Source organism: Pseudomonas sp. SMV7 (assembly GCF_052041995.1).
GTDB lineage: Bacteria > Pseudomonadota > Gammaproteobacteria > Pseudomonadales > Pseudomonadaceae > Aquipseudomonas.
Genome location: NZ_JBKGGT010000017.1, coordinates 64,981 through 87,815 on the forward strand (window position 1 = coordinate 64,981; position 22,835 = coordinate 87,815).

At 63.6% G+C, this 22,835-nt stretch carries 22 protein-coding genes; 12 read left to right on the forward strand and 10 right to left on the reverse strand.

The genetic code is table 11. From position 1 onward, the window contains the following. Positions 1 to 190: 190 nt before the first annotated feature. Entirely contained in the window at positions 191 to 1,858 is a 1,668-nt protein-coding gene (gene ettA / locus ACLEJP_RS19535; RefSeq protein WP_186673876.1) for an energy-dependent translational throttle protein EttA, read from the forward strand. Positions 1,859 to 2,167: 309 nt separating this feature from the next. Continuing rightward, the gene (gene gdhA, locus ACLEJP_RS19540) at positions 2,168 to 3,508 is read left to right on the forward strand and encodes an NADP-specific glutamate dehydrogenase (protein ID WP_440808983.1); all 1,341 of its coding nucleotides are present in this window, start codon (positions 2,168 to 2,170) and stop codon (positions 3,506 to 3,508) included. A 93-nt stretch (positions 3,509 to 3,601) separates the two neighbouring features. Here the strand turns inward: gdhA and ACLEJP_RS19545 are convergent, their stop codons facing one another. From ACLEJP_RS19545 to ACLEJP_RS19560, 4 genes are all read right to left on the reverse strand, one after another. Then, positions 3,602 to 4,099, reverse strand: a complete 498-nt coding sequence (locus ACLEJP_RS19545) for a GreA/GreB family elongation factor (RefSeq protein ID WP_440808984.1) — start codon at positions 4,097 to 4,099, stop codon at positions 3,602 to 3,604. Between the two features lie 66 nt (positions 4,100 to 4,165). Next, positions 4,166 to 4,522 carry a hypothetical protein gene (locus ACLEJP_RS19550; protein ID WP_440808986.1) on the reverse strand — a complete coding sequence of 119 codons (357 nt, stop codon included), beginning with the start codon at positions 4,520 to 4,522 and terminating at the stop codon, positions 4,166 to 4,168. A 94-nt stretch (positions 4,523 to 4,616) separates the two neighbouring features. After that, on the reverse strand, positions 4,617 to 6,470 hold the full coding sequence (locus ACLEJP_RS19555) for an Lnb N-terminal periplasmic domain-containing protein (protein WP_440808987.1): 1,854 nt from the start codon (positions 6,468 to 6,470) through the stop codon (positions 4,617 to 4,619). A gap of 74 nt (positions 6,471 to 6,544) precedes the next feature. Continuing rightward, a complete protein-coding gene (locus ACLEJP_RS19560) occupies positions 6,545 to 7,033 on the reverse strand; it encodes a DUF3015 domain-containing protein (RefSeq protein ID WP_170028199.1) in 489 nt (162 codons plus the stop codon). A gap of 253 nt (positions 7,034 to 7,286) precedes the next feature. Here ACLEJP_RS19560 and ACLEJP_RS19565 point away from each other — a divergent pair, with 253 nt between their 5' ends. The 5 genes from ACLEJP_RS19565 (at position 7,287) to ACLEJP_RS19585 (ending at position 11,998) form a co-directional block, all read left to right on the forward strand. After that, the gene (locus tag ACLEJP_RS19565) at positions 7,287 to 9,725 is read left to right on the forward strand and encodes a Lon protease family protein (protein WP_440808990.1); all 2,439 of its coding nucleotides are present in this window, start codon (positions 7,287 to 7,289) and stop codon (positions 9,723 to 9,725) included. Positions 9,726 to 9,885: 160 nt separating this feature from the next. Next, positions 9,886 to 10,224 carry a PA4575 family protein gene (locus tag ACLEJP_RS19570; RefSeq protein WP_170028201.1) on the forward strand — a complete coding sequence of 113 codons (339 nt, stop codon included), beginning with the start codon at positions 9,886 to 9,888 and terminating at the stop codon, positions 10,222 to 10,224. A gap of 109 nt (positions 10,225 to 10,333) precedes the next feature. Next, positions 10,334 to 10,822: a TIGR00645 family protein gene (locus ACLEJP_RS19575; RefSeq protein ID WP_003247486.1), complete on the forward strand. Its 489-nt coding sequence runs from the start codon at positions 10,334 to 10,336 to the stop codon at positions 10,820 to 10,822. 167 nt (positions 10,823 to 10,989) lie between these two features. Continuing rightward, on the forward strand, positions 10,990 to 11,295 hold the full coding sequence (locus ACLEJP_RS19580) for a DUF6482 family protein (protein ID WP_289133773.1): 306 nt from the start codon (positions 10,990 to 10,992) through the stop codon (positions 11,293 to 11,295). Between the two features lie 85 nt (positions 11,296 to 11,380). Further along, positions 11,381 to 11,998: an FKBP-type peptidyl-prolyl cis-trans isomerase gene (locus tag ACLEJP_RS19585; protein ID WP_440808993.1), complete on the forward strand. Its 618-nt coding sequence runs from the start codon at positions 11,381 to 11,383 to the stop codon at positions 11,996 to 11,998. Between the two features lie 99 nt (positions 11,999 to 12,097). Here ACLEJP_RS19585 and ACLEJP_RS19590 read toward each other — a convergent pair whose 3' ends face one another. The 3 genes from ACLEJP_RS19590 to ACLEJP_RS19600 form a co-directional block, all read right to left on the reverse strand. After that, the gene (locus ACLEJP_RS19590; RefSeq protein ID WP_003256316.1) at positions 12,098 to 12,343 is read right to left on the reverse strand and encodes a PA4570 family protein; all 246 of its coding nucleotides are present in this window, start codon (positions 12,341 to 12,343) and stop codon (positions 12,098 to 12,100) included. An 83-nt stretch (positions 12,344 to 12,426) separates the two neighbouring features. Beyond that, positions 12,427 to 12,768, reverse strand: coding sequence for a zinc ribbon domain-containing protein YjdM (locus tag ACLEJP_RS19595; RefSeq protein ID WP_009686103.1), 342 nt, complete (start codon positions 12,766 to 12,768; stop codon positions 12,427 to 12,429). 182 nt (positions 12,769 to 12,950) lie between these two features. Then, positions 12,951 to 13,919 (reverse strand): polyprenyl synthetase family protein, encoded by a 969-nt coding sequence (locus ACLEJP_RS19600; RefSeq protein WP_440808996.1) that lies wholly within the window; start codon positions 13,917 to 13,919, stop codon positions 12,951 to 12,953. 244 nt (positions 13,920 to 14,163) lie between these two features. Here ACLEJP_RS19600 and rplU point away from each other — a divergent pair, with 244 nt between their 5' ends. The 5 genes from rplU (at position 14,164) to ACLEJP_RS19625 (ending at position 17,859) form a co-directional block, all read left to right on the forward strand. Next, positions 14,164 to 14,478 (forward strand): 50S ribosomal protein L21, encoded by a 315-nt coding sequence (gene rplU / locus ACLEJP_RS19605; protein WP_003247466.1) that lies wholly within the window; start codon positions 14,164 to 14,166, stop codon positions 14,476 to 14,478. A 38-nt stretch (positions 14,479 to 14,516) separates the two neighbouring features. Next, positions 14,517 to 14,774, forward strand: coding sequence for a 50S ribosomal protein L27 (gene rpmA, locus ACLEJP_RS19610; protein WP_070092741.1), 258 nt, complete (start codon positions 14,517 to 14,519; stop codon positions 14,772 to 14,774). Positions 14,775 to 14,962: 188 nt separating this feature from the next. Beyond that, positions 14,963 to 16,189: an Obg family GTPase CgtA gene (gene cgtA, locus ACLEJP_RS19615; protein ID WP_289133777.1), complete on the forward strand. Its 1,227-nt coding sequence runs from the start codon at positions 14,963 to 14,965 to the stop codon at positions 16,187 to 16,189. Between the two features lie 85 nt (positions 16,190 to 16,274). Then, the gene (gene proB / locus ACLEJP_RS19620; protein ID WP_225780356.1) at positions 16,275 to 17,393 is read left to right on the forward strand and encodes a glutamate 5-kinase; all 1,119 of its coding nucleotides are present in this window, start codon (positions 16,275 to 16,277) and stop codon (positions 17,391 to 17,393) included. A gap of 22 nt (positions 17,394 to 17,415) precedes the next feature. Continuing rightward, complete coding sequence (locus ACLEJP_RS19625) at positions 17,416 to 17,859, forward strand: CreA family protein (protein ID WP_085617292.1); 444 nt, start codon at positions 17,416 to 17,418, stop codon at positions 17,857 to 17,859. A gap of 146 nt (positions 17,860 to 18,005) precedes the next feature. Here the strand turns inward: ACLEJP_RS19625 and mksF are convergent, their stop codons facing one another. The 3 genes from mksF to mksB are packed head-to-tail and all read right to left on the reverse strand — an operon-like array spanning position 18,006 to position 22,817. Beyond that, positions 18,006 to 20,837, reverse strand: a complete 2,832-nt coding sequence (gene mksF / locus ACLEJP_RS19630) for an Mks condensin complex protein MksF (protein WP_186689225.1) — start codon at positions 20,835 to 20,837, stop codon at positions 18,006 to 18,008. After that, entirely contained in the window at positions 20,834 to 21,541 is a 708-nt protein-coding gene (mksE, locus tag ACLEJP_RS19635; RefSeq protein WP_225780358.1) for an Mks condensin complex protein MksE, read from the reverse strand. Before mksE ends, mksF begins: the two co-directional genes overlap by 4 nt. After that, on the reverse strand, positions 21,531 to 22,817 hold the full coding sequence (gene mksB / locus ACLEJP_RS19640) for an Mks condensin complex protein MksB (protein WP_440809002.1): 1,287 nt from the start codon (positions 22,815 to 22,817) through the stop codon (positions 21,531 to 21,533). Before mksB ends, mksE begins: the two co-directional genes overlap by 11 nt. Between the last annotated feature and the right edge of the window lie 18 nt (positions 22,818 to 22,835).

The window sequence follows — 22,835 nt, forward strand, 5'->3', positions numbered from 1 at the left end:
CCCGCGAAGGGGCTGGTACTGGCAACCATTTTCCCCCGGGGGTCACCCCCCATCGACCCCACCTGTGCAACGCTGCGCGTTGGCGTAGAATGGTCGACTTTGTTCAATGACACCCCGTAAACACATCCCCCTGGCCAGCGCGCCGGGGCGATCGTCGATGTCTTTACCTATCTGATTAGAGGGCTTGGTTTTGGCTCAATACGTCTACACCATGCATCGGCTGAGCAAGGTCGTGCCGCCGAAGCGGGAAATTCTCAAGAATATTTCCCTGTCGTTCTTCCCGGGTGCCAAGATCGGCGTGCTCGGCCTGAACGGCGCCGGTAAATCGACCCTGCTGCGGATCATGGCGGGCGTCGACAAGGAATTCGACGGCGAAGCCCGTCCGATGCCCGACATCAACGTTGGCTACCTGCCGCAGGAACCGCAACTGGACCCGAACAAGTCGGTGCGTGAAGTGGTCGAGGAAGCGGTCAGCGTGATCAAGGACGCCCAGGCACGCCTGGACGAGGTCTACGCGGCCTATGCCGAACCCGATGCCGATTTCGACAAGCTGGCCGCCGAGCAGGCCAAGCTCGAAGCCATCCTGCAGGCGGCCGATGGCCACAACCTCGAGCGCCAGCTGGATGTTGCCGCCGACGCCCTGCGCCTGCCGGCCTGGGATGCACGCATCGAGCACCTGTCCGGTGGTGAAAAGCGCCGTGTGGCACTGTGCCGCCTGCTGCTGTCGGCGCCCGACATGCTGCTGCTGGACGAACCGACCAACCACCTGGACGCCGACTCGGTGGCCTGGCTGGAGCGTTTCCTGCACGACTTCCCGGGCACCGTGGTAGCGATTACCCACGACCGTTACTTCCTCGACAACGTCGCCGGCTGGATCCTGGAACTGGACCGCGGCGCCGGTATCCCGTACGAAGGCAACTACTCGGGCTGGCTGGAAGCCAAGTCCGAGCGCCTGGCGCAGGAATCGAAGCAGCAGAGCGCCCATGAAAAGGCCATGAAAGAGGAACTGGAGTGGGTGCGCAAAGGCGCCAAGGCCCGCCAGTCCAAGTCCAAGGCCCGTCTGCAGCGCTTCGAGGAAATGCAATCGCAGGAATTCCAGAAGCGCAGCGAAACCAACGAGATCTACATCCCGGCCGGCCCACGCCTGGGCGACAAGGTCATCGAGTTCAAGAACGTCACCAAGGGCTACGGCGACCGCGTGCTGATCGACAACCTGTCGTTCTCCATGCCGAAAGGCGCCATCGTCGGTGTGATCGGTGGTAACGGTGCCGGTAAGTCGACCCTGTTCCGCATGCTGATGGGCAAGGAGCAGCCGGACTCGGGCAGCATCGAGATCGGTGAAACCGTGCAGCTGGCCTGCGTCGACCAGAGCCGTGAAGACCTGGACGGCAGCAAGACCGTGTTCCAGCAGATTTCCGACGGTTCCGACGTGATCCGCATCGGCAACTACGAGATCCCGTCGCGTACCTATGTGGGCCGCTTCAACTTCAAGGGTGGCGACCAGCAGAAGTTCGTCAAGGACCTGTCCGGTGGTGAGCGTGGCCGCCTGCACCTGGCCCTGACCCTGAAGGAGGGCGGTAACGTCCTGCTGCTCGACGAACCGTCCAACGACCTCGACGTCGAAACCCTGCGTTCGCTGGAAGAAGCCCTGCTGGACTTCCCTGGCGCCGCGATCGTGATTTCCCACGACCGTTGGTTCCTGGACCGTGTGGCTACCCACATCCTGGCGTACGAAGACGACTCGAACGTGGTGTTCTTCGAAGGCAACTACACCGAGTACGAAGCCGACCGCAAGAAGCGCCTGGGCGATGCTGCTGCCCAGCCGCACCGTGTCCGACACAAGAAGCTGGCCCAGTAAGCCGGATTCTGGTGCACAAGAATGGGGCCTTGTCAGGCCCCATTTTTGTGCCTGGCTGGAAATTGGAGTTGGCTTCATTCGCGGGCATGCCCGCTCCCACAGCAGCCCTTGGAACCTCAGGCCTGTAATGAGCCTGTGGGAGCGGGCGAGCCCGCGAAGAAGCCGCCGCCGACTTTGGTTTTGTATACACTTATAGAAAACGCACCAAATAATTTCATAAAAACGACATTTCGCCCTGTTCCGGTGCGATTGCTTCTTGGTACATTCGGGAAAAAACCAATAAGTCCAATCCTGGGTGAGACGTCTACCATGATCGAATCTGTCGATAATTTCCTCGCACGCCTGAAGCAACGCGACCCGGCCCAGCCCGAATTCCACCAGGCGGTGGAAGAAGTGCTGCGCAGCCTGTGGCCGTTCCTCGAAGCCAACCCTCATTACCTGCAAGCCGGCATTCTCGAGCGCATGGTCGAGCCGGAGCGCGCCGTGCTGTTCCGTGTGTCCTGGGTCGATGACCAGGGCAAGGTGCAGGTCAACCGCGGCTACCGCATCCAGATGAGCAGCGCCATCGGCCCATACAAGGGCGGCCTGCGCTTCCACCCGTCGGTCAACCTCGGCGTGCTCAAGTTCCTGGCGTTCGAGCAGGTGTTCAAGAACTCCCTCACCTCGCTACCCATGGGCGGCGGCAAAGGCGGCTCGGACTTCGACCCGAAAGGCAAGAGCGACGCTGAAGTGATGCGCTTCTGCCAGGCGTTCATGAGCGAGCTGTACCGCCACATCGGCGCTGACCTGGACGTACCGGCCGGTGACATTGGCGTGGGTGCTCGCGAGATCGGCTTCCTGTTCGGCCAGTACAAGCGCCTGGCCAACCAGTTCACCTCGGTACTGACCGGCAAGGGCATGACCTACGGCGGCAGCCTGATCCGCCCGGAAGCCACCGGCTACGGCTGCGTGTACTTCGCCGAAGAAATGCTCAAGCGCCAGGACAAGCGCATCGATGGCTGCCGCGTGGCGATTTCTGGCTCGGGCAACGTGGCCCAGTATGCGGCACGCAAGGTCATGGACCTGGGGGGCAAGGTCATTTCGCTGTCCGATTCCGAAGGTACCCTTTACGCCGAGGCCGGCCTGACCGACGCCCAGTGGGATGCGCTCATGGCGCTCAAGAACGTCAAGCGTGGCCGCATCAGCGAGCTGGCCGCCCAGTTCGGCCTGGAGTTCCGCAAGGGCCAGACCCCCTGGAACCTGCCGTGTGACATCGCCTTGCCGTGCGCCACGCAGAACGAGCTGGACGCCGAGGACGCGCGCACCCTGCTGGGCAATGGCTGTATCTGCGTGGCGGAAGGCGCCAACATGCCGACCACCCTCGCGGCTGTGGATATCTTCCTGGAGGCCGGCATCCTGTATGCGCCGGGCAAGGCCTCCAACGCCGGTGGTGTGGCCGTGTCGGGGCTGGAGATGTCGCAGAATGCCATGCGCTTGCTGTGGACCGCCGGTGAGGTAGACAGCAAGCTGCACAACATCATGCAGTCGATTCACCATGCCTGCGTTCACTACGGTGAAGAGGCCGATGGCCGGATCAACTATGTGAAGGGCGCGAACATTGCCGGTTTCGTGAAAGTGGCGGATGCGATGCTGGCGCAAGGCGTGGTCTGAGTCGAGCGTGCCGGGGCCGCGGGCATTCAGGTGTCGCGGCCTTGGTAGAAGCGGCCTCGCGTCGCGATGGGCTGCGAAGCAGCCCCGTGGCCTTCAACCCTCACCCTCGATGTCGACTACCTCGATCACCTGCTCTCCCGCCGGCCGCCGCCACAGCACTTCATCGCCAGGCCCGGCCCCGAGCAATGCCCGCCCCAGCGGCGAGCCCCAGTTGATCAACCCGCGCCCCGCATCCGCCTCGTCCTCACCCACCAGCCGCACCACATGCTCCCGGTCCTGGGCATCGACAAACCGCACCCGGCTACCGATCTGCACCTTGCTCCGCGATGTCGCCGGCGGGACCACCTGCGCGCTCTGCAGCCGCGCGTTGAAATAGCGCAAATCCCGCTCGGTATCGGCCAGGCGCTGCTTGTCGCCATGCTCGCCCTGGGCCTGCAGCTCGCTGCGCAGGGCATTCAGCTCGGCCACGCGGTCCTGCAACTGGCGCAGGCCACTGGCGGTCACGTAGTTGGGTTGTTCGCTGACCCGTCGCTCGACAGGCTGGTCGGCCTGGGCGGCGGCCTGGTCTTCGTTGACGAATGCTCGGCTCATGGCTACCTCCTTGTGCAGGAGACCATCATGGCAGGCTACGGGTTTCCAGGGATGTCCGATTGCGACTCAGTCGTGGCGATAAGCCTTGGCAGCGCCGCGATCCTTCTCCTGTTCCCAGTCGCGGTCGCGCTGGTCCCAGAAACGCTCGTGGTACTGGCGCTGTTCCTCACTGTTCTGCATCGCCTGGCACTGGCGGAAGCCGTCGTCCCAACCCGCTTCGTACTGGCGCTCATGCAGGTAGCGTTGTACATCCTTGCGAAAGTCACCGACCATCAGCCCGGCTGCCTGGCGGCCGCTGCTGCAGCCATCCGCATAGCCGTCGGCGAACGCCGGGGGATAACCGCGGTTGACCATCTGTTCATGGGTCGTTTCGCAACCCGCCAGCAACAAGGCAATGCACAAGCCCGACCAATACCGCGACATGACCACCTGGACCTTCGGAGAGATACCGGAAAGTCTAGGTGGCGATTTGTCGGGGAGCTGTCAAAACAGTGTCAAAGAGTCGGTTGGTTCACAATCAGTAGTGGTACCACTTCAGTTCCAGCATGACCTCGTTCTGTGCCGTCGCCAGGTGACTGAACTCGCGCGAGGCGCTCAGGCGCAGCCCCAGGTTCTGGCTGATTTCCCACTGCTGGTTCAGGCTCACGCTGCGTCGTACCTCGCCATTGCTGAAGTAATCCCCCTTGGCTTCGAGCGTCATGTTGCCCAGGCCATTGCGCCATAGCAGCCCGCCGTTGAACCCCGCCGCCGGCGCGATGAACTGGGCAAAGTCGTTGTGGTGCTCGACCCGCAGCGTGCCCAGGGCAAAGCCCAGCAGCCCGTCCGCCAGCTGCCAGGTGCCACCCGCTCCGCCGTTCACATGGCTCACCAGCACTTCGTCGTCATGCTTGCCCGGCACCCGTTCCAGCCCGCTGGCTACCTGCCACGACCACGGCTGGAGCAACGCGTTGCGCGGGGTCAGCGAGCGGATGGTTGCCAGGTCCAGGCGCTGTACCTGCCAGTCGTTACCTTCGTACTGGCGCACCTTCAATTGCAGGATCTCGATCTGCGCCCCCAACGGGAAGCCGTAGGCGTTGTCGTTCAGGTCGTGGTAGGCCATGCGCAGGCCGTATTCGGCGTAGGCGCGGTCCTCGCGGGTGCCCACGCCCAGCTGCCAGGTGCGCGAGTCGTGGCCGTCCTCGGGCAGGCCCGGGCGCTCGATCTGTAGGGGCGGTGGCGGGTTGCTGTTGATCGCCCGCAGCAGTTCGAAACTGCGCTTGGCCTGCCCAGGGTCGCGCTCCTGGCCATTGGCGCGGTAACGCTCCAGGCGGTACGCGGCATCCTGCACCAGCGCTTGGCGCTGGCGGGGCAGGGCCTTGAATTCGCGGCTCTGCAGTTGCGCGGTGTCGGCGCTTACAGCCAGCACCTGGCGCTTTTCGTCGTGATCGAGCGGCTCGGCCCGGGCCAGCAGTTCACGTTCGCGGGAGGGACGGTACGTCTCGCTGGCGACCAGGCCGGATTGCTTCACGGCCTTCACCGTGTCGGTGGGGATGGCGGTCAGCGGGAACTGTGAGGTCAGGTCCAGGCTCGGCCGGGCCACTTGCAGCAGCTCCAGCAGGCGATACGAGCAGTTTTCGTCGAAGAAGAAGTAGTCGAACTGGATCTGCTTCAGCTCCCACACATGTTCGACCATGCGCCCGGTCTCTGCTGGCGTCAGGTCCAGCTGGTATTCCCACAGGTCGCGGTTTTCCAGGCTGCGGTACTCGGAGAGTTTTTCCTGGTAGGGCATCAGCGCGAACAGGCCCGGATAGCCGCCCATGAGGCCTTTCCAGGCATACAGGATGCTGTTGTCGCTGCCTTCGATGTAGGCGCCGAAGTTGATCGCGTAGCTCAGCAGCGTGGTGTCGTCGCTTCGGGTTTTCGACTGGTCGATACGCAGCAAGGTATGGCCGAACATCGAGGACGGGCTGTTCAGGTAGGCCGCCGGGAAGATCAGCGCCGCGCTGTGCGGGTCGATCGACTGGTACCAGGTGTTGAATTCCTGGCAGGCCGGCTGTGGCAAGTCTTGCAGGTCGAGCTGTTCACGCAGCCAGCGGGTGCGCGCGGGGAACCGGCACTGGGCGTGCTGGTCGCCGAGGCTGGCCGGGGCGTACAGCGCTTCGACCGTGGCTTGCAGCTCGTGGTCGGGATGCTGCGCGCCGTCCTCGGCGAGGAAGAATGCGTCATCATCGACATAGCTGCGCCAGCCACCGAGCTTGGCGGTTTCGTAATGGCCCAGGGCAATCCAGTAGGGGGTGTTGGCCAGTTGCTGGAGACGGCCGTGGTCCAGCAGCGGTGCGGCATGTACAGGGGCGCAGGCACACAGCGCCAGGGAAACGAGGCGTTTGAGCATGTCGGGCAACTACTTCTTAACGATGCCGGAAAAAGGCGAAACCCGCCCCGGAGCCGGGGCGGGAGCAGCTGCGCTTAGGCCTCGGTAGCGTATTTGGCCAGGCGTGGATCGTTCTTCAGAACGGCCAGGGTGTTGCTGTGGACCGTTTCGGCAGTGACGTCGGCACTGCTGAAGATCTGGTTGAAGTGCTGGTGGGTGACGGCTGCGAAGTAGCCGCGGTCTTCCGGGGCCACGCCGAGTACCACGGCATAGGTGGTCAGTGCTTCGCCCTGGCCCATGGCCATGTCTTCGGACAGCTCGTTCATCATGCCGTTCATGGCGAACCAGGACTTGCCGCCGTAGGTCAGCGAAGCCTTGGTCGAGCAACCGTTGGTGCCGGACGTCATGCCGAACGTGGCGTTACCGGAGGTGCCGTTGGTGGTGGAAGCCAGGAAGTGTGCCGGAGTGCCGCGCTGGCCTTCGAACAGCATGTTGCCCCAGCCGCAGTTCGGGCCGCCTGGCGCTTCGGCCATGGCGTTAAGCGAAACCACGGTGAACAGAGTACCCAGAAGAATCCGTTTCATAGCATTTGTTCTCTATTTGACTTAACCAAGGGTCAGGGTTTCTGGCAACTCGGTTGCCAGGTCGGGAAAGCTTTTCACCCACCCGCGCAGCTTGGAGTTTAGGCACGATCTAAAGGTTGCGTTGCTGATTGCGAAAAATTTGCTGCCGGATGACCCGCTGCGGCTGCGAGATAAAGTCCCGTGGAGCCTTGCAAGGCGCGCGCGGGCAGCGCCAGAATGCTGCGTATCTGCCCCGCCGAAGTAAGGAAACCCAATGCCCGATCCTGTCGCTGCGCGCCTGCGTCTCGCGCCTGAAGCCCTGACCCGGCGTTTCTCCCCCGAGCAGTTTGCCTTTACCAACACCGACGATCTGGAGCCGTTTCGCGGAGTCCTGGGCCAGGAGCGTGCTGTCGAGGCCCTGCAGTTCGGCGTGGCCATGCCGCGCCCCGGCTACAACGTGTATGTGATGGGCGAGCCCGGCACCGGCCGTTTCTCGTTCGTCAAGCGCTACCTCAAGGCCGAGGGCAAGCGCCAGCAGACCCCGTCCGACTGGGTCTATGTCAACCACTTCGACGACACCCGCGAACCGCGCGCGCTGGAGTTGCCGTCCGGCAGCGCCGGGGCGTTCATTGCCGACATGAACGGGCTGATCGACAACCTGTTGGCGACCTTCCCGGCGGTGTTCGAGCACCCGTCCTACCAGCAGAAGAAAGGCGCCATCGACCGCGCCTTCAACCAGCGTTACGACCGTGCCCTGGATGTGATCGAGCGTGCCTCGCTGGAAAAGGACGTGGCCCTGTACCGCGACGCCAGCAACGTCGCCTTCACCCCGATGGCCGACGGCAAGGCCCTGGATGAAGCCGAATTCGCCCAGCTGCCGGAAGAAGTGCGCGAGCAGTTCCACGAAGACATCGCCCTGCTCGAGGAACGCCTGAACGAAGAGCTGGCCAGCCTGCCGCAATGGAAGCGCGAGTCGAACAACCAGCTGCGCCAGCTTAACGAAGAAACCATCACCCTGGCCCTGCAGCCGTTGCTGGCACCGTTGTCGGAAAAATACGCGGAAAACGCGGCGGTCTGTGCCTACCTGCAGTCGGTGCAGTTGAACCTGCTGCGGACCGTGGTCGAGCAGCTGGTGGACGACAGCAAGACCGACGCCGTCGCACGCAAGCTGCTCGAAGAGCAATATGCCCCCAGCCTGGTGGTTGGCCATCACGCTGACGGCGGCGCACCCGTGGTGTTCGAGCCACACCCGACTTACGACAACTTGTTCGGCCGTATCGAATACAGCACCGACCAGGGCGCGCTGTATACCTCGTACCGCCAACTGCGCCCGGGTGCGTTGCACCGCGCCAACGGTGGTTTCCTGATTCTCGAGGCCGAGAAGATGCTCGGCGAGCCCTTCGTATGGGACGCGCTCAAGCGTGCCCTGCAGTCGCGCAAGCTGAAGATGGAGTCGCCGCTGGGCGAGCTGGGCCGCGTGGCCACTGTCAGCCTGACGCCGCAGATGATCCCGCTGAACGTCAAGCTGATCATCATCGGTTCGCGCCAGCTGTACTACGCGTTGCAGGACCACGACTCGGACTTCCAGGAGATGTTCCGGGTGCTGGTGGACTTCGACGAAGACATGCCCATGGTCGACGAGAACCTCGAGCAGTTTGCCCAGTTGCTGCGCACCCGTACCAATGAAGAGGGCATGGCGCCGCTGACCAGTGATGCCGTGGCGCGCCTGGCCACCTACAGCGCCCGCCTGGCAGAGAACCAGTCGCGCCTTTCGGCGCGTATCGGTGACCTGTTCCAGCTGGTCAGCGAAGCCGATTTCATTCGCCAGCTGGCCAGTGACGAAATGACCGACGCCGGCCATATCGAACGTGCACTCAAGGCCAAGGCCACCCGCACCGGGCGAGTTTCGCAGCGGGTGCTGGACGACATGCTGGCCGGCATCATCCTGATCGACACCGAAGGCGCGGCCATCGGCAAGTGCAACGGCCTGACCGTGCTGGAGGTGGGCGACTCGGCGTTCGGCATGCCGGCGCGTATCTCCGCCACCGTGTACCCGGGCGGCAGCGGCATCGTCGACATCGAACGTGAGGTCAACCTCGGCCAGCCGATCCACTCCAAGGGCGTGATGATCCTCACCGGCTACCTGGGCAGCCGTTATGCCCAGGAATTCCCGCTGGCGATCTCGGCGAGCATCGCCCTGGAGCAGTCCTACGGCTACGTCGACGGCGACAGCGCCTCGCTGGGCGAAGCCTGCACGCTGATCTCGGCCTTGTCGCGCACGCCGCTCAAGCAATGCTTCGCCATCACCGGTTCGATCAACCAGTTTGGTGAAGTGCAGGCGGTGGGTGGGGTCAACGAGAAGATCGAAGGCTTCTTCCGCCTGTGCGAGGCGCGTGGCCTGACCGGTGAGCAGGGGGTGATCATCCCGCGCGCCAACGTCGCCACGCTGATGCTCGACGAGCGCGTGCTGCAGGCCGTGGAGAACGGCATGTTCCACGTCTACGCGGTAAGCCAGGCCGACGAGGCGCTGAGCCTGCTGGTGGGCGAGGAGGCCGGGGTGCTGGATGACAAGGGCCAGTTCACCGAAGGCAGCGTGAACGCCCGGGTGGTGGAGCGCCTGCGCGAGATTGCCGAGATGATCGGTGAGGAAGAAATCGAGAAGGCGGAGAAAGAGCGCCTGGAAGAGGTGATTGCCCAGGCCAAGCCGGCCTGAGTCAATAAACTGGCGCTGGCGGCGAAGTGCTACCGTTCAGCGCCAGTTTTCCAACTTTGCATGCCGTTCTTCTATGCTGGAACTTAAGGACGGTATCAGCGTTCAGGATGGAAACAGCCTGAGTCCAGGCTGAACAAGGCTCTCTGGAGGGGACGCGGCCATGCGCAACCTCAGCCTCACACGCCAGTGCCTGGGCCTGGTGACCCGTATCGAATGTTGCATCCGACCGTTGGCCGGGGACAACGGTATGTGGACGCTGCTGTTCGCTGCCGGAATGGCCGGTGAACAGCCTTCCGCGATCAAGGCCCAGGGGCCGTTTCATGGGCCGCTGGTGGCCGAGTCGGTATTGAATGCCATCGTCGACAGCCTGACCTTGCATGGCTACCAGGTGGCCGAGGACCCGCAGATCTGGTGTTTGCACCTGCAGGCGCAACTGCGGCGGATCAATGGCGACCGCTGCCGTAACCTCGGGGATTTCCAGTTCCATCCTGAAACCTGAACGAATTGCCGGGGCTGCAGCGCAGCCCCGTTCAGCGGGCTTTTGCTGTCACAGGTGGCTGGCTATACTCGCCGTCGCTTTTTAGTCACCTGATGAGTCCCAATCCTCCATGGAACGTATCCTCGAAAACGCGATGTATGCCTCGCGCTGGCTGCTCGCACCGATCTACTTCGGCCTGTCCCTCGGCCTGCTGGCCCTGGCGCTGAAATTCTTCCAGGAAGTGGTCCACGTCCTGCCCAACGTCTTTGCCCTGAGCGAAGCCGACCTGATCCTGGTGATCCTGTCGTTGATCGACATGTCGCTGGTCGGTGGCCTGCTGGTGATGGTGATGATTTCCGGCTACGAGAACTTCGTCTCGCAGCTGGATATCGACGAGAGCAAGGAAAAGCTCAACTGGCTGGGCAAGATGGATTCCTCGTCGCTGAAGATGAAAGTCGCGGCGTCGATCGTGGCCATTTCGTCCATCCACCTGCTGCGGGTGTTCATGGATGCACAGAACATCTCCACCGATTACCTTATGTGGTACGTGATCATCCACATGACCTTCGTGGTTTCGGCGTTCTGCATGGGCTACCTGGACAAGCTCACCAAGCACTGAGCCCACGGTTGGCGCGGTTCGTGCGGGAGCGACACAAGGCCGCTCCTGCAGGAATTGCGCTGCTTGCTGCTGGCAACTGACCAGCGGCGTCAGTCATGACTTGTGTATTCGCCGTTTCTGTACAAAAAATGAGCTTTCATGCGTGGTTCCCGTCCCGAGGTGCTCTCATGAACCTGCATCAGCTCAACACCGAGGCCAGGTCTGGCCATGTCGACGAACTGAACCTGATCGCCATCGAAGGCGGTGACTACCTGCTCGAGGCCCGGGTCAAAGGCCACGCCCATCCACTCTCGGACGCCCACGGCCAGCGCTTGCGCGTGCACTCGGTTGAGGATGCGCGCAAGCTGCTGCAAACCATTCCCATGGTCTCGATGAACCTGGTGCACTGGTCGGTGCAGGACGAAATGTGTGGCATGGGCACGCACCCGGAAGAAGACCTGAAGGTGCCGATTTCCCAGCGCTCGGCCTGGTAGCTGCTCGCAGCGCCCCAGTGTGCTAGGCTGCTCGCCCTTTTCATCAAGGGCGCGGCTTCACTGCGCCCTGCAGTGGAGCATGACAATGTCCGAACTCAACCTGTCCACCGACGAAACCCGCGTCAGCTACGGCATCGGCCGTCAGCTGGGCGGCCAGCTGCGTGACAACCCGCCACCAGGCGTGAGCCTGGAAGCCATCCTGGCCGGCCTGACCGACGCCTTCACCGGTGCCGACAGCCGCGTCAGCGAAGCCGACCTGTCGGCCAGCTTCAAGGTCATCCGCGAAGTGATGCAAGCCGAAGCGGCCGCCAAGGCCGAAGCCGCTGCTGCCGCGGGCAAGGCATTCCTGGCGGAGAACGCCAAGCGTGACGGCATCACCACCCTGGCCTCGGGCCTGCAGTTCGAAGTGCTGACCGCAGGTGAAGGCGCCAAGCCGACCCGCGAAAGCAACGTTCGCACCCACTACCACGGCACCCTGATCGACGGCACTGTGTTCGACAGCTCCTACGATCGCGGCCAGCCGGCTGAATTCCCGGTGGGTGGCGTGATCGCTGGCTGGACCGAGGCCCTGCAGCTGATGAACGCCGGCAGCAAATGGCGCCTGTACGTACCGAGCGAGCTGGCTTACGGCGCTCAGGGCGTTGGCAGCATCCCGCCGCACAGCGTGCTGGTGTTCGACGTCGAGCTGCTCGACGTTCTGTAACGCCGCGTTTCACGACACAAGGCCGCCCTACAGGGAGCTGTATTCTCCTGCAGGAGCGGCCTTGGGTCGCGATCGAGGGCGAAGCCCTCGCCAGGTTCTTCAGTTCCAGTCTGTTCCCCCAGGGCGCAACGCCCGTGCATAGCAGAACAGAAACAGGTTGCGCACCAGCTCCTTGAGCACCCCCGGTTCACTCGAGTTCAGCCCGCTCATGTCCAGGTCGCCCTGGTCACGCAGCTCGTCGAGCGCTTCTTCTTCAAGCACCGCGCACACTTCGCCGGTTTCCCGATGAAGGATGCGCAGGTAGGGGTGTGGGCGGTCCAGCCAGGCGTCGATCAGATAAGTCATGGCTATTCTCCTTGGATAGCGGCTCCAATGAGAATAATTCTTATTATCTAAATAGCAAGCGCCAATTGGCGGTTTTTGCGGTATCAGACTTTACGCACGAACTCGGACTTCAGCTTCATGGCGCCGATGCCGTCGATCTTGCAGTCGATGTCGTGGTCGCCATCGCAGAGGCGGATGTTCTTGACCTTGGTACCGACCTTGACCACCAGGGAAGAGCCCTTGACCTTGAGGTCCTTGATCACGGTAACGGTATCGCCGTCCTGCAGGATGTTGCCGACCGAGTCCTTCTTCACCACCTCGTCGCTGGCTGCCTCGGCATCGCCGCTGGCCGACCATTCATGGGCGCATTCAGGGCAGATCAGCTGGGTGCCATCCTCATAGGTGTATTCGGAGTTGCATTTCGGGCAGGGTGGCAGAGTGCTCACTTCGGTTCCTCAACAGACAGGCGGTAAAAGCCCGACATTGTAAGAGGTATCGTTGCAGAAGGGATTATGTCCGGACAAAAGCATTCGCGGGCTTGCCCGCTCCCACCGGGATAGCACCACCTCGAGGGTTGTACTTATCCTGTGGAAGCGGGCGAGCCCGCGAATGGAGTTGACGCGATCTATCAGTGAGTACGCGCGACCGCAAACTCGCTTAGCTCAACCAGCGCATCCCGGTACTCGCTGGCCGGCAGCACCTCGAGGCATGCGATGGCGCGCTTCACATAGTCACGCGCCAGCTCGGCGGTGTAGTTCAGCGCACCGGATGCCTCGACCGCCACGCGAATCTGCTCGAGGTCTTCCAGGCCACCCTTCTGGATCGCCTGGCGCACCAGCGCAGCCTGTTCGGCGGTGCCTTCGCGCATGGTGTAGATCAGCGGCAGGGTAGGCTTGCCTTCGGCCAGGTCGTCGCCGACGTTCTTGCCCAGGGTCTGCGAGTCGCCCTTGTAGTCCAGCAGGTCGTCGACCAGCTGGAAGGCCACGCCCAGGTGGTCGCCGAAGGTGCGCAGGGCTTCGCGCTGTTCGTCGCTGGCATTGGCCAGCGCGGCGGCGCTGTGGGTCGAGGCCTCGAACAGCATCGCGGTCTTGCCGCGGATGACCTCCATGTAGACTTCCTCGGTGGTGCTGGCGTCGCGTACCCGCGACAGCTGCAGCACTTCACCCTCGGCAATTACCCGAGTGGCCTTGGACAGGATCTGCATGACCGGCATCGAGCCGAGCTCGACCATCATCTCGAACGAGCGCGAATAGAGGAAGTCGCCCACCAGCACGCTCGGCGCGTTGCCCCACAGGGCATTGGCGGTGGAGCGGCCACGGCGCATGCCGGACATGTCGACCACGTCGTCGTGCAGCAGGGTGGCGGTGTGCAGGAACTCGATGGTCGCGGCCAGCAGGCGCAGGTCGTCGCCTTCGCGGCCCAGGGCCTTGCCGCACAGCAGGACCAGCAAGGGGCGCAGGCGCTTGCCACCGGCGGACGTGATATAGTCGCCGATCTTCGATACCAGCGGCACGCGCGAGGTCAGCTGCTTCTTGATGATCTCGTCGACGGCGCTGAAATCATCAGCCACCGCTCGGTAGAAGGCTTGGGGTTGCATCGGCTGCTCCAGTGAGGTTGCGCGGCATGCTAGGTCGCGGGTCCCGGTGTGTCAAGGCACGGTGCCGCCTGCCCGGGGGCGGGACTTGCAAGCAAAACCGCGGTTGCGTACAATCGCGCACCCTAACTTCCTGGGCAGCACCTGCCTTACGCAATTGCGCCGGGCCGTTCCAGCCCTGTGCAGCCATGCCAGCCAATACTCATCATATAAAGCGCTGGGTGAGCAGGATTATCGGAGAAATACCATGTCTTACGCAGTAATCGTTACCGGCGGCAAGCAGTACAAAGTCGCTGAAGGTGAATTCCTCAAGATCGAAAAACTGGAAGTCGCCACCGGCGAATCCGTGACCTTCGATCGCGTTCTGCTGGTCGCCAACGGTGAAGAAGTCACCATCGGTGCTCCAGTTGTTGCTGGCGCTAAAGTAGTGGCCGAAGTCGTTTCGCAAGGCCGCCACGACAAGGTTCGCATCATCAAGTTCCGTCGTCGTAAGCACCACATGAAGCGCATGGGCCACCGCCAGTGGTTCACCGAGATCAAAATCACCGGTATCCAGGCTTAATCCCCTAGATCCCCTGAATTTATTTGGAGAATTGAACCATGGCTCACAAGAAGGCTGGTGGTAGTACTCGTAACGGTCGCGACTCAGAATCGAAACGCCTTGGCGTGAAGATGTATGGCGGCCAGGTTATCAAGCCAGGCAACATCATCGTCCGTCAGCGCGGCACCGAATTCCACGCCGGCTACGGTGTTGGTATGGGCAAGGATCACACCCTGTTCGCCAAGATCGAAGGCGTGATCAAGTTCGAGAAGAAAGGCGAGTTCAACCGCCGTTACGTGAGCATCGTCGCAGCTTAATCGCGACGTCGCTCCAGAAGCCCCGTCATGCGACGGGGCTTTTTCGTTTGTGGTGAGCCTCTTGCAAAGCTGTTTGTATGGGCTGCCGGCGTGGGTTTCTACGGTCGTACGGGGCCGCCGCGCTCATTTTTGCAAGAGCCTCAGGTTTATCAGTATTCAGCTCGTCGGAAGGCGAGAGGCGGTTTTGAATGAAGTTTGTTGACGAAGTATCCATTCGGGTCAAGGCCGGTGACGGTGGCAACGGTTGCATGAGCTTCCGTCGCGAGAAGTTCATCGAGAACGGTGGTCCCAACGGCGGTGACGGTGGCGACGGCGGCTCGGTGTACATGGTCGCCGACGAAAACCTCAACACCCTGGTCGACTATCGCTACACCCGTCACCACGAGGCCCAGCGTGGCGCCAACGGTGGCAGCACCGACTGCACCGGCAAGAAGGGTGACGACCTGTTCCTGCGCGTACCGGTCGGCACCACCGTGATCGACGCTTCCACCCAGGAAGTGATCGGTGACCTGGTTACCCCGGGGCAGAAGCTGATGGTCGCCCAGGGCGGCTGGCACGGCCTGGGCAACACCCGTTTCAAGTCCAGCACCAACCGTGCCCCGCGCCAGACCACCCCAGGCAAGCCGGGTGAGCAGCGCGACCTGAAGATGGAAATGAAAGTGCTGGCCGACGTTGGTCTGCTGGGCTTGCCGAACGCCGGCAAGAGCACCTTCATCCGCTCGGTTTCGGCGGCCAAGCCGAAAGTGGCCGACTACCCGTTCACCACCCTGGTACCGAACCTCGGCGTGGTCAGCGTCGACCGCTGGAAGAGCTTCGTCATCGCCGACATTCCCGGCCTGATCGAAGGCGCTTCCGAAGGTGCCGGCCTGGGTATCCGCTTCCTCAAGCACCTGGCGCGTACCCGCGTGCTGCTGCACCTGGTGGACATGGCGCCGCTGGACGGCAGCAGCCCGGCCGATGCTGCCGAAGTCATCATCAACGAGCTGACCCAGTTCAGCCCGTCGCTGGCCGAGCGTGAGCGTTGGCTGGTGCTGAACAAGGCCGACATGGTCATGGATGACGAGCGCGACGAGCGCGTCAAGGAAGTGGTCGAGCGCCTGCAGTGGGAAGGCCCGGTCTACGTGATTTCGGCTATCGCCAAGCAGGGCACCGAGAAGCTCAGCCACGACCTGATGCGCTACCTCGAAGACCGCGCCGACCGCCTGGCCAATGACCCGGCCTACGCCGAAGAGCTGGCCGACCTCGACCAGCGCATCGAAGACGAGGCGCGTGCCCAGCTGCAGGCCCTGGACGACGCCCGCACCTTGCGTCGGACTGGCGTCAAGAGCGTGCACGACATCGGCGACGATGACGGTTGGGACGATGATTTCGAGGACGACGAAGACGGCCCGGAAATCATTTACGTGCGCGACTGACCGGTTGCAGTACACTAAACGCCGCTCTCGGGAGCGGCGTTTTTGTATCCACGGTATCTACAGATTCGACATAGGTTGGAAGAAGATGCGAAGCAAGGTGACGGGCGCCAGGCGCTGGGTCGTGAAGATTGGCAGTGCGCTGCTGACCGCCGATGGCAAAGGCCTCGACCGCGGTGCCATGGCCGTTTGGGTCAAGCAGATGGTTGCGCTGCGCGAGGCAGGCGTGGAGTTGGTTCTGGTCTCCTCCGGGGCCGTGGCTGCCGGCATGAGCCAGCTGGGCTGGACTTCGCGACCGAGTGCGATGAACGAGCTGCAGGCGGCCGCCTCGATTGGCCAGATGCGCCTGGTACAGGCCTGGGAATCGAGCTTCGGCGAGCACGGCAAGCACACTGCGCAGATTCTTCTCACCCATGACGACCTGTCCGACCGCAAGCGCTACCTGAACGCGCGCAGCACCTTGCGTACGCTGGTCGACCTGGGCGTGGTGCCGGTAATCAACGAAAACGACACCGTGGTCACCGACGAGATCCGCTTCGGCGACAACGACACCCTGGCAGCGCTGGTGGCCAACCTGGTCGAGGCCGACCTGCTGGTGATCCTCACCGACCGCGATGGCATGTTCGACGCCGACCCGCGCAACAACCCCGAAGCCCAGCTGATCTACGAAGCCCGCGCCGATGACCCGGCGCTGGATGCGGTGGCCGGCGGCACCGGTGGTGCCCTGGGCCGTGGCGGCATGCAGACCAAGCTGCGCGCCGCACGCCTGGCGGCCCGTTCCGGTGCCCATACCATCATCATCGGTGGCCGCATCGAGCGCGTGCTGGACCGGCTCAAGGCCGGTGAGCGCCTGGGTACCCTGCTGTCGCCAGAGCGTGGCATGCTCGCGGCGCGCAAGCAGTGGCTGGCGGGCCACCTGCAGACCCGTGGCACCCTGGTGCTGGACGCTGGTGCGGTGCAGGCCCTGCGCCAGGCCAACAAGAGCCTGCTGCCGGTCGGCGTGAAGACCGTGCAAGGCAGCTTCCGCCGCGGCGAGATGGTGGTCTGTGTTGGTCCTGACGGCCATGAAGTGGCGCGCGGCCTGGCCAACTACAGTGCCCTGGAGGCGCAGAAGATCATCGGCCAGCCATCGGATGCCATCGAAGGTATCCTCGGCTACATCGCGGAGCCCGAGCTGGTGCACCGCGACAACCTGGTTCTGGTCTGAGGGTGGGTACGTGCTGAAAAGGATGATTGCCGTGGCGGCACTGGCCTTGCCGATGCTGGCCGGGGCCGAGGAAATCGGCCAGGTGTCCACCGTGTTCAAGTTCCTCGGGCCGAACGACCGGATTGTCGTCGAGGCGTTCGACGACCCCAAGGTCGAGGGCGTGACCTGCTACCTGTCGCGGGCCAAGACCGGCGGCGTGAAGGGCGGGCTGGGGCTGGCGGAAGACCGGGCCGAGGCATCGATTGCCTGCCGTCAGGTGGGGCCGATCAACTTCAAGGGTGAGCTCAAGGATGGCGAGGAAGTGTTCAAGGAACGCACCTCGCTGGTGTTCAAGACCATGCAGGTGGTGCGCTTCCTCGACAAGAAGCGCAATACCCTGGTGTACCTGGTGTACAGCGACCGCATGATCGAAGGCAGTCCGCAGAATGCGGTGACGGCGATACCGATCCTGCCTTGGGCGCATTGATCGCCTGGTAGAACCTGGGAGGCCTTTGGCCTCCATCGCGACACAAGGCCGCTCCTACAGGGATTCGCTTATTCCGGTGATACGCGAATCCCTGTAGGAGCGGCCTTGTGTCGCGAAAGGGCCGCAAAGCGGCCCCACACTCTCTGTCAGGCCAACTCCTCGGCCTGATCTTCGCGCACAACCGCCTTCACTTCATCCCGACGGCTGATGTACTTCCAGTCCGCCTCGTCGATGTAGATGCCGTTCGGCCCGCTGCCACCTTCCAGGTCGATTGCCACGCGCGCCGACACCTGCGGCTTCACGCTCGCCAGAATCGGCACGAAGCCCAGCTGCAGGCTGGTCTCCAGCAGCGCGGCCTGGTTGCGTTCGTCGATGTCCGCCGCTTCGTCCAGGTAGTACGGCAGGCGGATGCGCCCGGCCAGGTCACGGTCCATCAGGTGCAGCAACAGGTACATGTTGGTCAGCGCCTTGATGGTCATGGTGGTGCCGTTGGATGCCGCGCCGTCGATGTCGGCATGGATCACCGGCTGGCCGTTGACCTTGGTGATCTCGAACGCCAGTTCGAACAGGTCCTTCAGGCCCAGCTGGTTGTGGTTGGCCGCCACCAGCCGTGCCAGGTACTCCTTGGCTTCTTCGTTCTTGTTGTCCTGCTCGGCGCTCTGGGTCAGGTCGAACACCGACAGGGTCTCGCCCTCTTCGTACTGGCCGGCGCTGTGGATGATCTGGTCGATGTGCTTGAGCGCCTCCTTGTTCGGCGCCAGTACCACGCGGAAGCTCTCCAGGTTGGAGACCTGGCGTCGGTTGATCTCGCGGTTGAACAGGGCCAGCTGATGCTCGAGGCTGTCGTAGTCGCTACGGATGTTGCGCAAGGTCCGGGCGATGTCGGTGACCGCGGCGCGGCGGGCCTTGGCCAGGGTCAGGGCCTCGTCGGTGCGGTGCGCGTAGGCGTTTACCAGCAGCTGCAGGCGGCGCTCCATGTCGTCTTCGCTGTCGAACTTGGCCACGCCCTTCAGGCGCACCTGGGCGTACAGCGCCTCGATCTGGTTGTCCACCCGCTGCAGGCTCTGCCAGCTGTCCTGGTAGTCGTTGAGCAGCGGCAGCAGGTTGTCCATCGAGTCGTCGATGGCCTCCATGTACGGCGTGCCGAAGGGCAGGTCGGCCGGTAGCAGCTGGCGACGGCGCAGGGCGTCCTCCAGGGTGCGCTGCTTGGCCTCGAGGTCGCCGATCTGGCGGCCGACCAGCTGCAGCTTGGCCGACAGCTGCTGGACGCGTTCGGTGAAGGCATCGCTGGAGCGCTTGAGTTCGTCCTGGGCGGCTTCCAGCTGGGCCAGCTGTTCCAGCTTCTCGGGCTCCTCGGCGGCCAGGGTTTCGCTGCGGCGGAAGTCTTCCAGTGCTTTCTGCGCGTCCAGCACCTGCTGGTACAGGGCTTCGGTCTGCGCCTTGGACGCGGAGCGGTCGGCGGCGACGGCCTGCTGGGTCTTGAGCTGCTTGAGCTCTTTTTCCAGGCGCTCCTTCTGGTCGCGCAGGGCGGCGCGGTCGGCCAGGGCCTGCAGCGCCGGCGGGTCGATGTGCGACAGGTCGATGGACAGGCCGGGCGCCTCGAAACGCTCGCCCTTGAAGCCGTCGAGCACCGCTTCCAGCGATTTTACCCACAGCTCGCTGTCATCCAGCTCGATGCCTCGGTCGCCCAGCGGCAGGCTGAACAGGGCCCCGTTGAACAGGCGCATCAGGCGGTCGACGTCCTGTTGCGAGAACTCTTCGCGCAGGCGCGCGTAGCTGTTGTTGTCGGCGTGGTCGAGCTGCTGGCGCACCTGCTTCAGGCGTTTTTCCAGGTCGCGTACGCGTTCGTCCAGGTCCTCGGCGCTGAACTGCCGCGACTGGGCCAGGGCGCCGGCCAGTTCGTCGTGGGCGTCCTTGGCCGCCAGCAACTGCTGTTCGAGGACCTTGACGTCATCGACCAGGGCAAAGCGGTGCTTGAGCACCGACAGCTCGCCCAGCCAGCGCTGGATACCGGTGATTTCCCGCTCCAGGCGCATCAGTTCCTGGGTGCCGCCACGCTGGTCGTTCTGCAGGCGGTCCTGCTCGCCACGGTAGTGCTCGGCCTGGATCACCAGCTCTTCCTTGCGCGCCATGGCGTATTCCTGCCAGGTCGCCAGCAGGGTATCGAGCACGGGTGAAATGCGGTGCAGCTTGCCGCGCAGGATGTCGCGCTGCGCCACACCACCGGCCAGGGCCTCGACCAGCGGGCCGGCGGCGACCAGGGCGTTGTAGTCCTGCTCCATGCGGCGTACGTCGCGGAAGGCCTCTTCGCACGCGGCAATGTAGTCGACACTGCCGGAGCGCAGGCTGTGCTCGAAGGCGTCGAGGAACAGCTGCTTGAGCTTGGCGGCAGTGATCTCGCGCATGTGCAGCAGGTTGATGAACAGCGCGCGGAAGGTTTTCAGGCTTTGCTCGCTGGTCGAGCGCAGCGGGATCATGGTCAGGTCCAGCGGCACCGAGGTATGGCCGCCGACCAGCAGCCGGCGCAGCTCGTCCGGCTTCACTTCATAGGCCTTGATGCCCAGCCGTTCGAGGTTGGTGAACAGCTCTTTCTGGCGCAGGCAGGTGTCGTTCTTCTGGTAGTGGGCCAGGTCCAGCTCGCCCTTGTAGGCGAAGAACTGGTGGCCGAAACCGCCGCCCGGGCCACGCCCGACCACGCCGATCACGTGCGGGCCGTGGGGCAGGCTCAGCTCGCAGAGAATGTACGAGGTGTCGCTGGCGAAGTAGAAGCGGCGCGACTGCTCCAGGCTGTACTTGCCGAAGCTCATGTCCGACATGCGTGCCAGGATCGGGAACTGCAGGGCGTTGATCGACGCCGATTTACCCAGGTTGTTGGCACCGTAGACCGACAGCGGCTGTTCCAGCGGGAACAGGCCAAGGCTGTAGCCTGCGGTGTTGAGCAGTGCGAAGCGGCGAATGCCGTAGCGTTCCTGGCTCATGCGTCAATCTCCTGTTGCTCTTCGCGGATCGCCCGGGCCAGGGCTTCCTCTTCGCTTTCCTCGCCCTCGAAGGGGCTGAGGTCGAGCGGGTCGTCGGTGCGGTTGAGTTCTTCGGGGCTTTCTTCCTCGACCAGCACCGGGGTCGGCAGTGGCAGGTCGCTGTGCAGGGTGGCCGCCAGGTCGCGGTCCTGCTGCACGGCCAGGCACACGTCGAGGAAGCGGTGCATCGGCGGCAGGAAGCGGTAGATACCGCCTTCCTCGAAGGCGAAACCGAGCTGGGTCATGCGCCGCAGGATTTTTTCTTCCAGCTCGTCCACGGTCTGCACTTCAGCCTGCAGGAACAGGTCGCGGTACTTGTCCAGCAGCGATGGCAGTTCGTCGCGGCCGATGCTGCCGCCGTCGAGCACGGCCATCGGGTCGCGGCCCTGGTCGGCCAGGTGCTCGACCAGGATGAAGGTGAACAGCGACAGGCGCTGCGCGGTCTTGTTGACCTGCGCGGCGCTCATGTCCGGCACGAAGTAGTAGAAGCCACGGGTGTCGCACACCAGTTCGAAGCCCAGAGCCTTGAACAGGGTGCGGTACTGGTCCTGGAAATTGGACAGCTGGGCGTACAGCTCGGGGTCGCGGCGGCTGACATGGAAGCCTTTGAACAGCTCGCGGAAGATCGGCGCGAGCTGGGACAGTTCGGAAAGATCAAGATGCATGGGCTGGGCTCGCGTTGGTTTCGGTAGACGCAGTGGCGTCTTCGCGGCTGGAGGTCAGGGCGAACGAGCGCAGGCTGACCAGGTGTTCCTGGGTGGTGTATTCGCGGCGGTCGAGGCGCTCGCGCTTGAAGCGCTTTTCCCGCGACAGGCGCGAGAACCAGTACAGCAGTTCGTCGGTGGCGCTTTCCGGTTCCTGCTCCAGCAGCCAGACCATCAGGTCGGGCAGCGGCAGGGCCTGTTCGCAGCGTTCGGCCATTTCCTTGACCGTGCGCGGCGCACGCGGCAGGGCGCCGGACTGGGTCTTGTGGGCCTTGGGGAAGCGCGCCGGCTTGGGCTCGAAGCGCGCCAGGGCGTAGACGTAGGCTTCAACCTGGCTGGCACTGCCGAGGAAGGTGCTTTGCGGGCGGGTGAACAGCGGCATCGCGGCTTGCGGCACGGCGTCGATGCCCTTGCGCCGGATCACCGACAGGGCCAGCGCGGCGCCGCGGGTCACGGCGTTGTGGCGGCGGGCTTCTTCACGCAGCGGCAGCAGCAGTTCGCGGGCGTGGCGCAGGGTCAGCTGGGCACTGGTCTGCATTTCCAGGATGCGCGCGTGGGTGCGCAGCAGCATGTCGTCGTCGACCAGATGACCCAGGCGCGCCTGTTCGCCAAGCAGCTTCAACAGCACCGTCTCGACCTTGCGCACGCCCTGCTCGAAGGCGCCGTCGGCGTTGACCAGCTGGATCATCGGCTCGACGTATTCGTCCCAGGTGGCGAGGACTTCGGCATAACGCTGGCGCAGCGGGATCTGGCGGTTGCTGGTCTTGGCCCGTTCAGCCACGGCCACCAGTGCCTGCTCGTCATTGTCGAGTTTTTTCAGCACATCGCGCACGCGCATGTCGAGCAGGCGCAGCTGGCGCGCCAGGTCGTCGCTGTCGCGGTTGTCGAAGGCATCCTGGATATGCCCGGCCAGGCGCTCCAGGTGGCGCAGGTAGGCTTCGATCTCCAGGCACAGGCCCAGCCGGTGTTCGCGGCGCAGGTAGGCGAGGAAGTCGTGGATCTGCGCATTGAGCTCGAAACGGTTCGGGCTCTTGGCCACCGGGACCAGGATGTCCAGGCGGATCCATACGTCGAGCAGCTGGGTGATGTCCTGCGGGGTGCTCTCGACCTGCTGGCGGGCGATATGCTGGCGCAGTTCGACCAGGCTCAGGGTGCCCTGGTCGAAACGCTCGCACAGCGGCTCGATCAGGGCCCAGTGTTCGGCTAGGGCGCGCAGGACGCGCTTGGGTTCGATCATTGGCTTCGACTCGTTGCC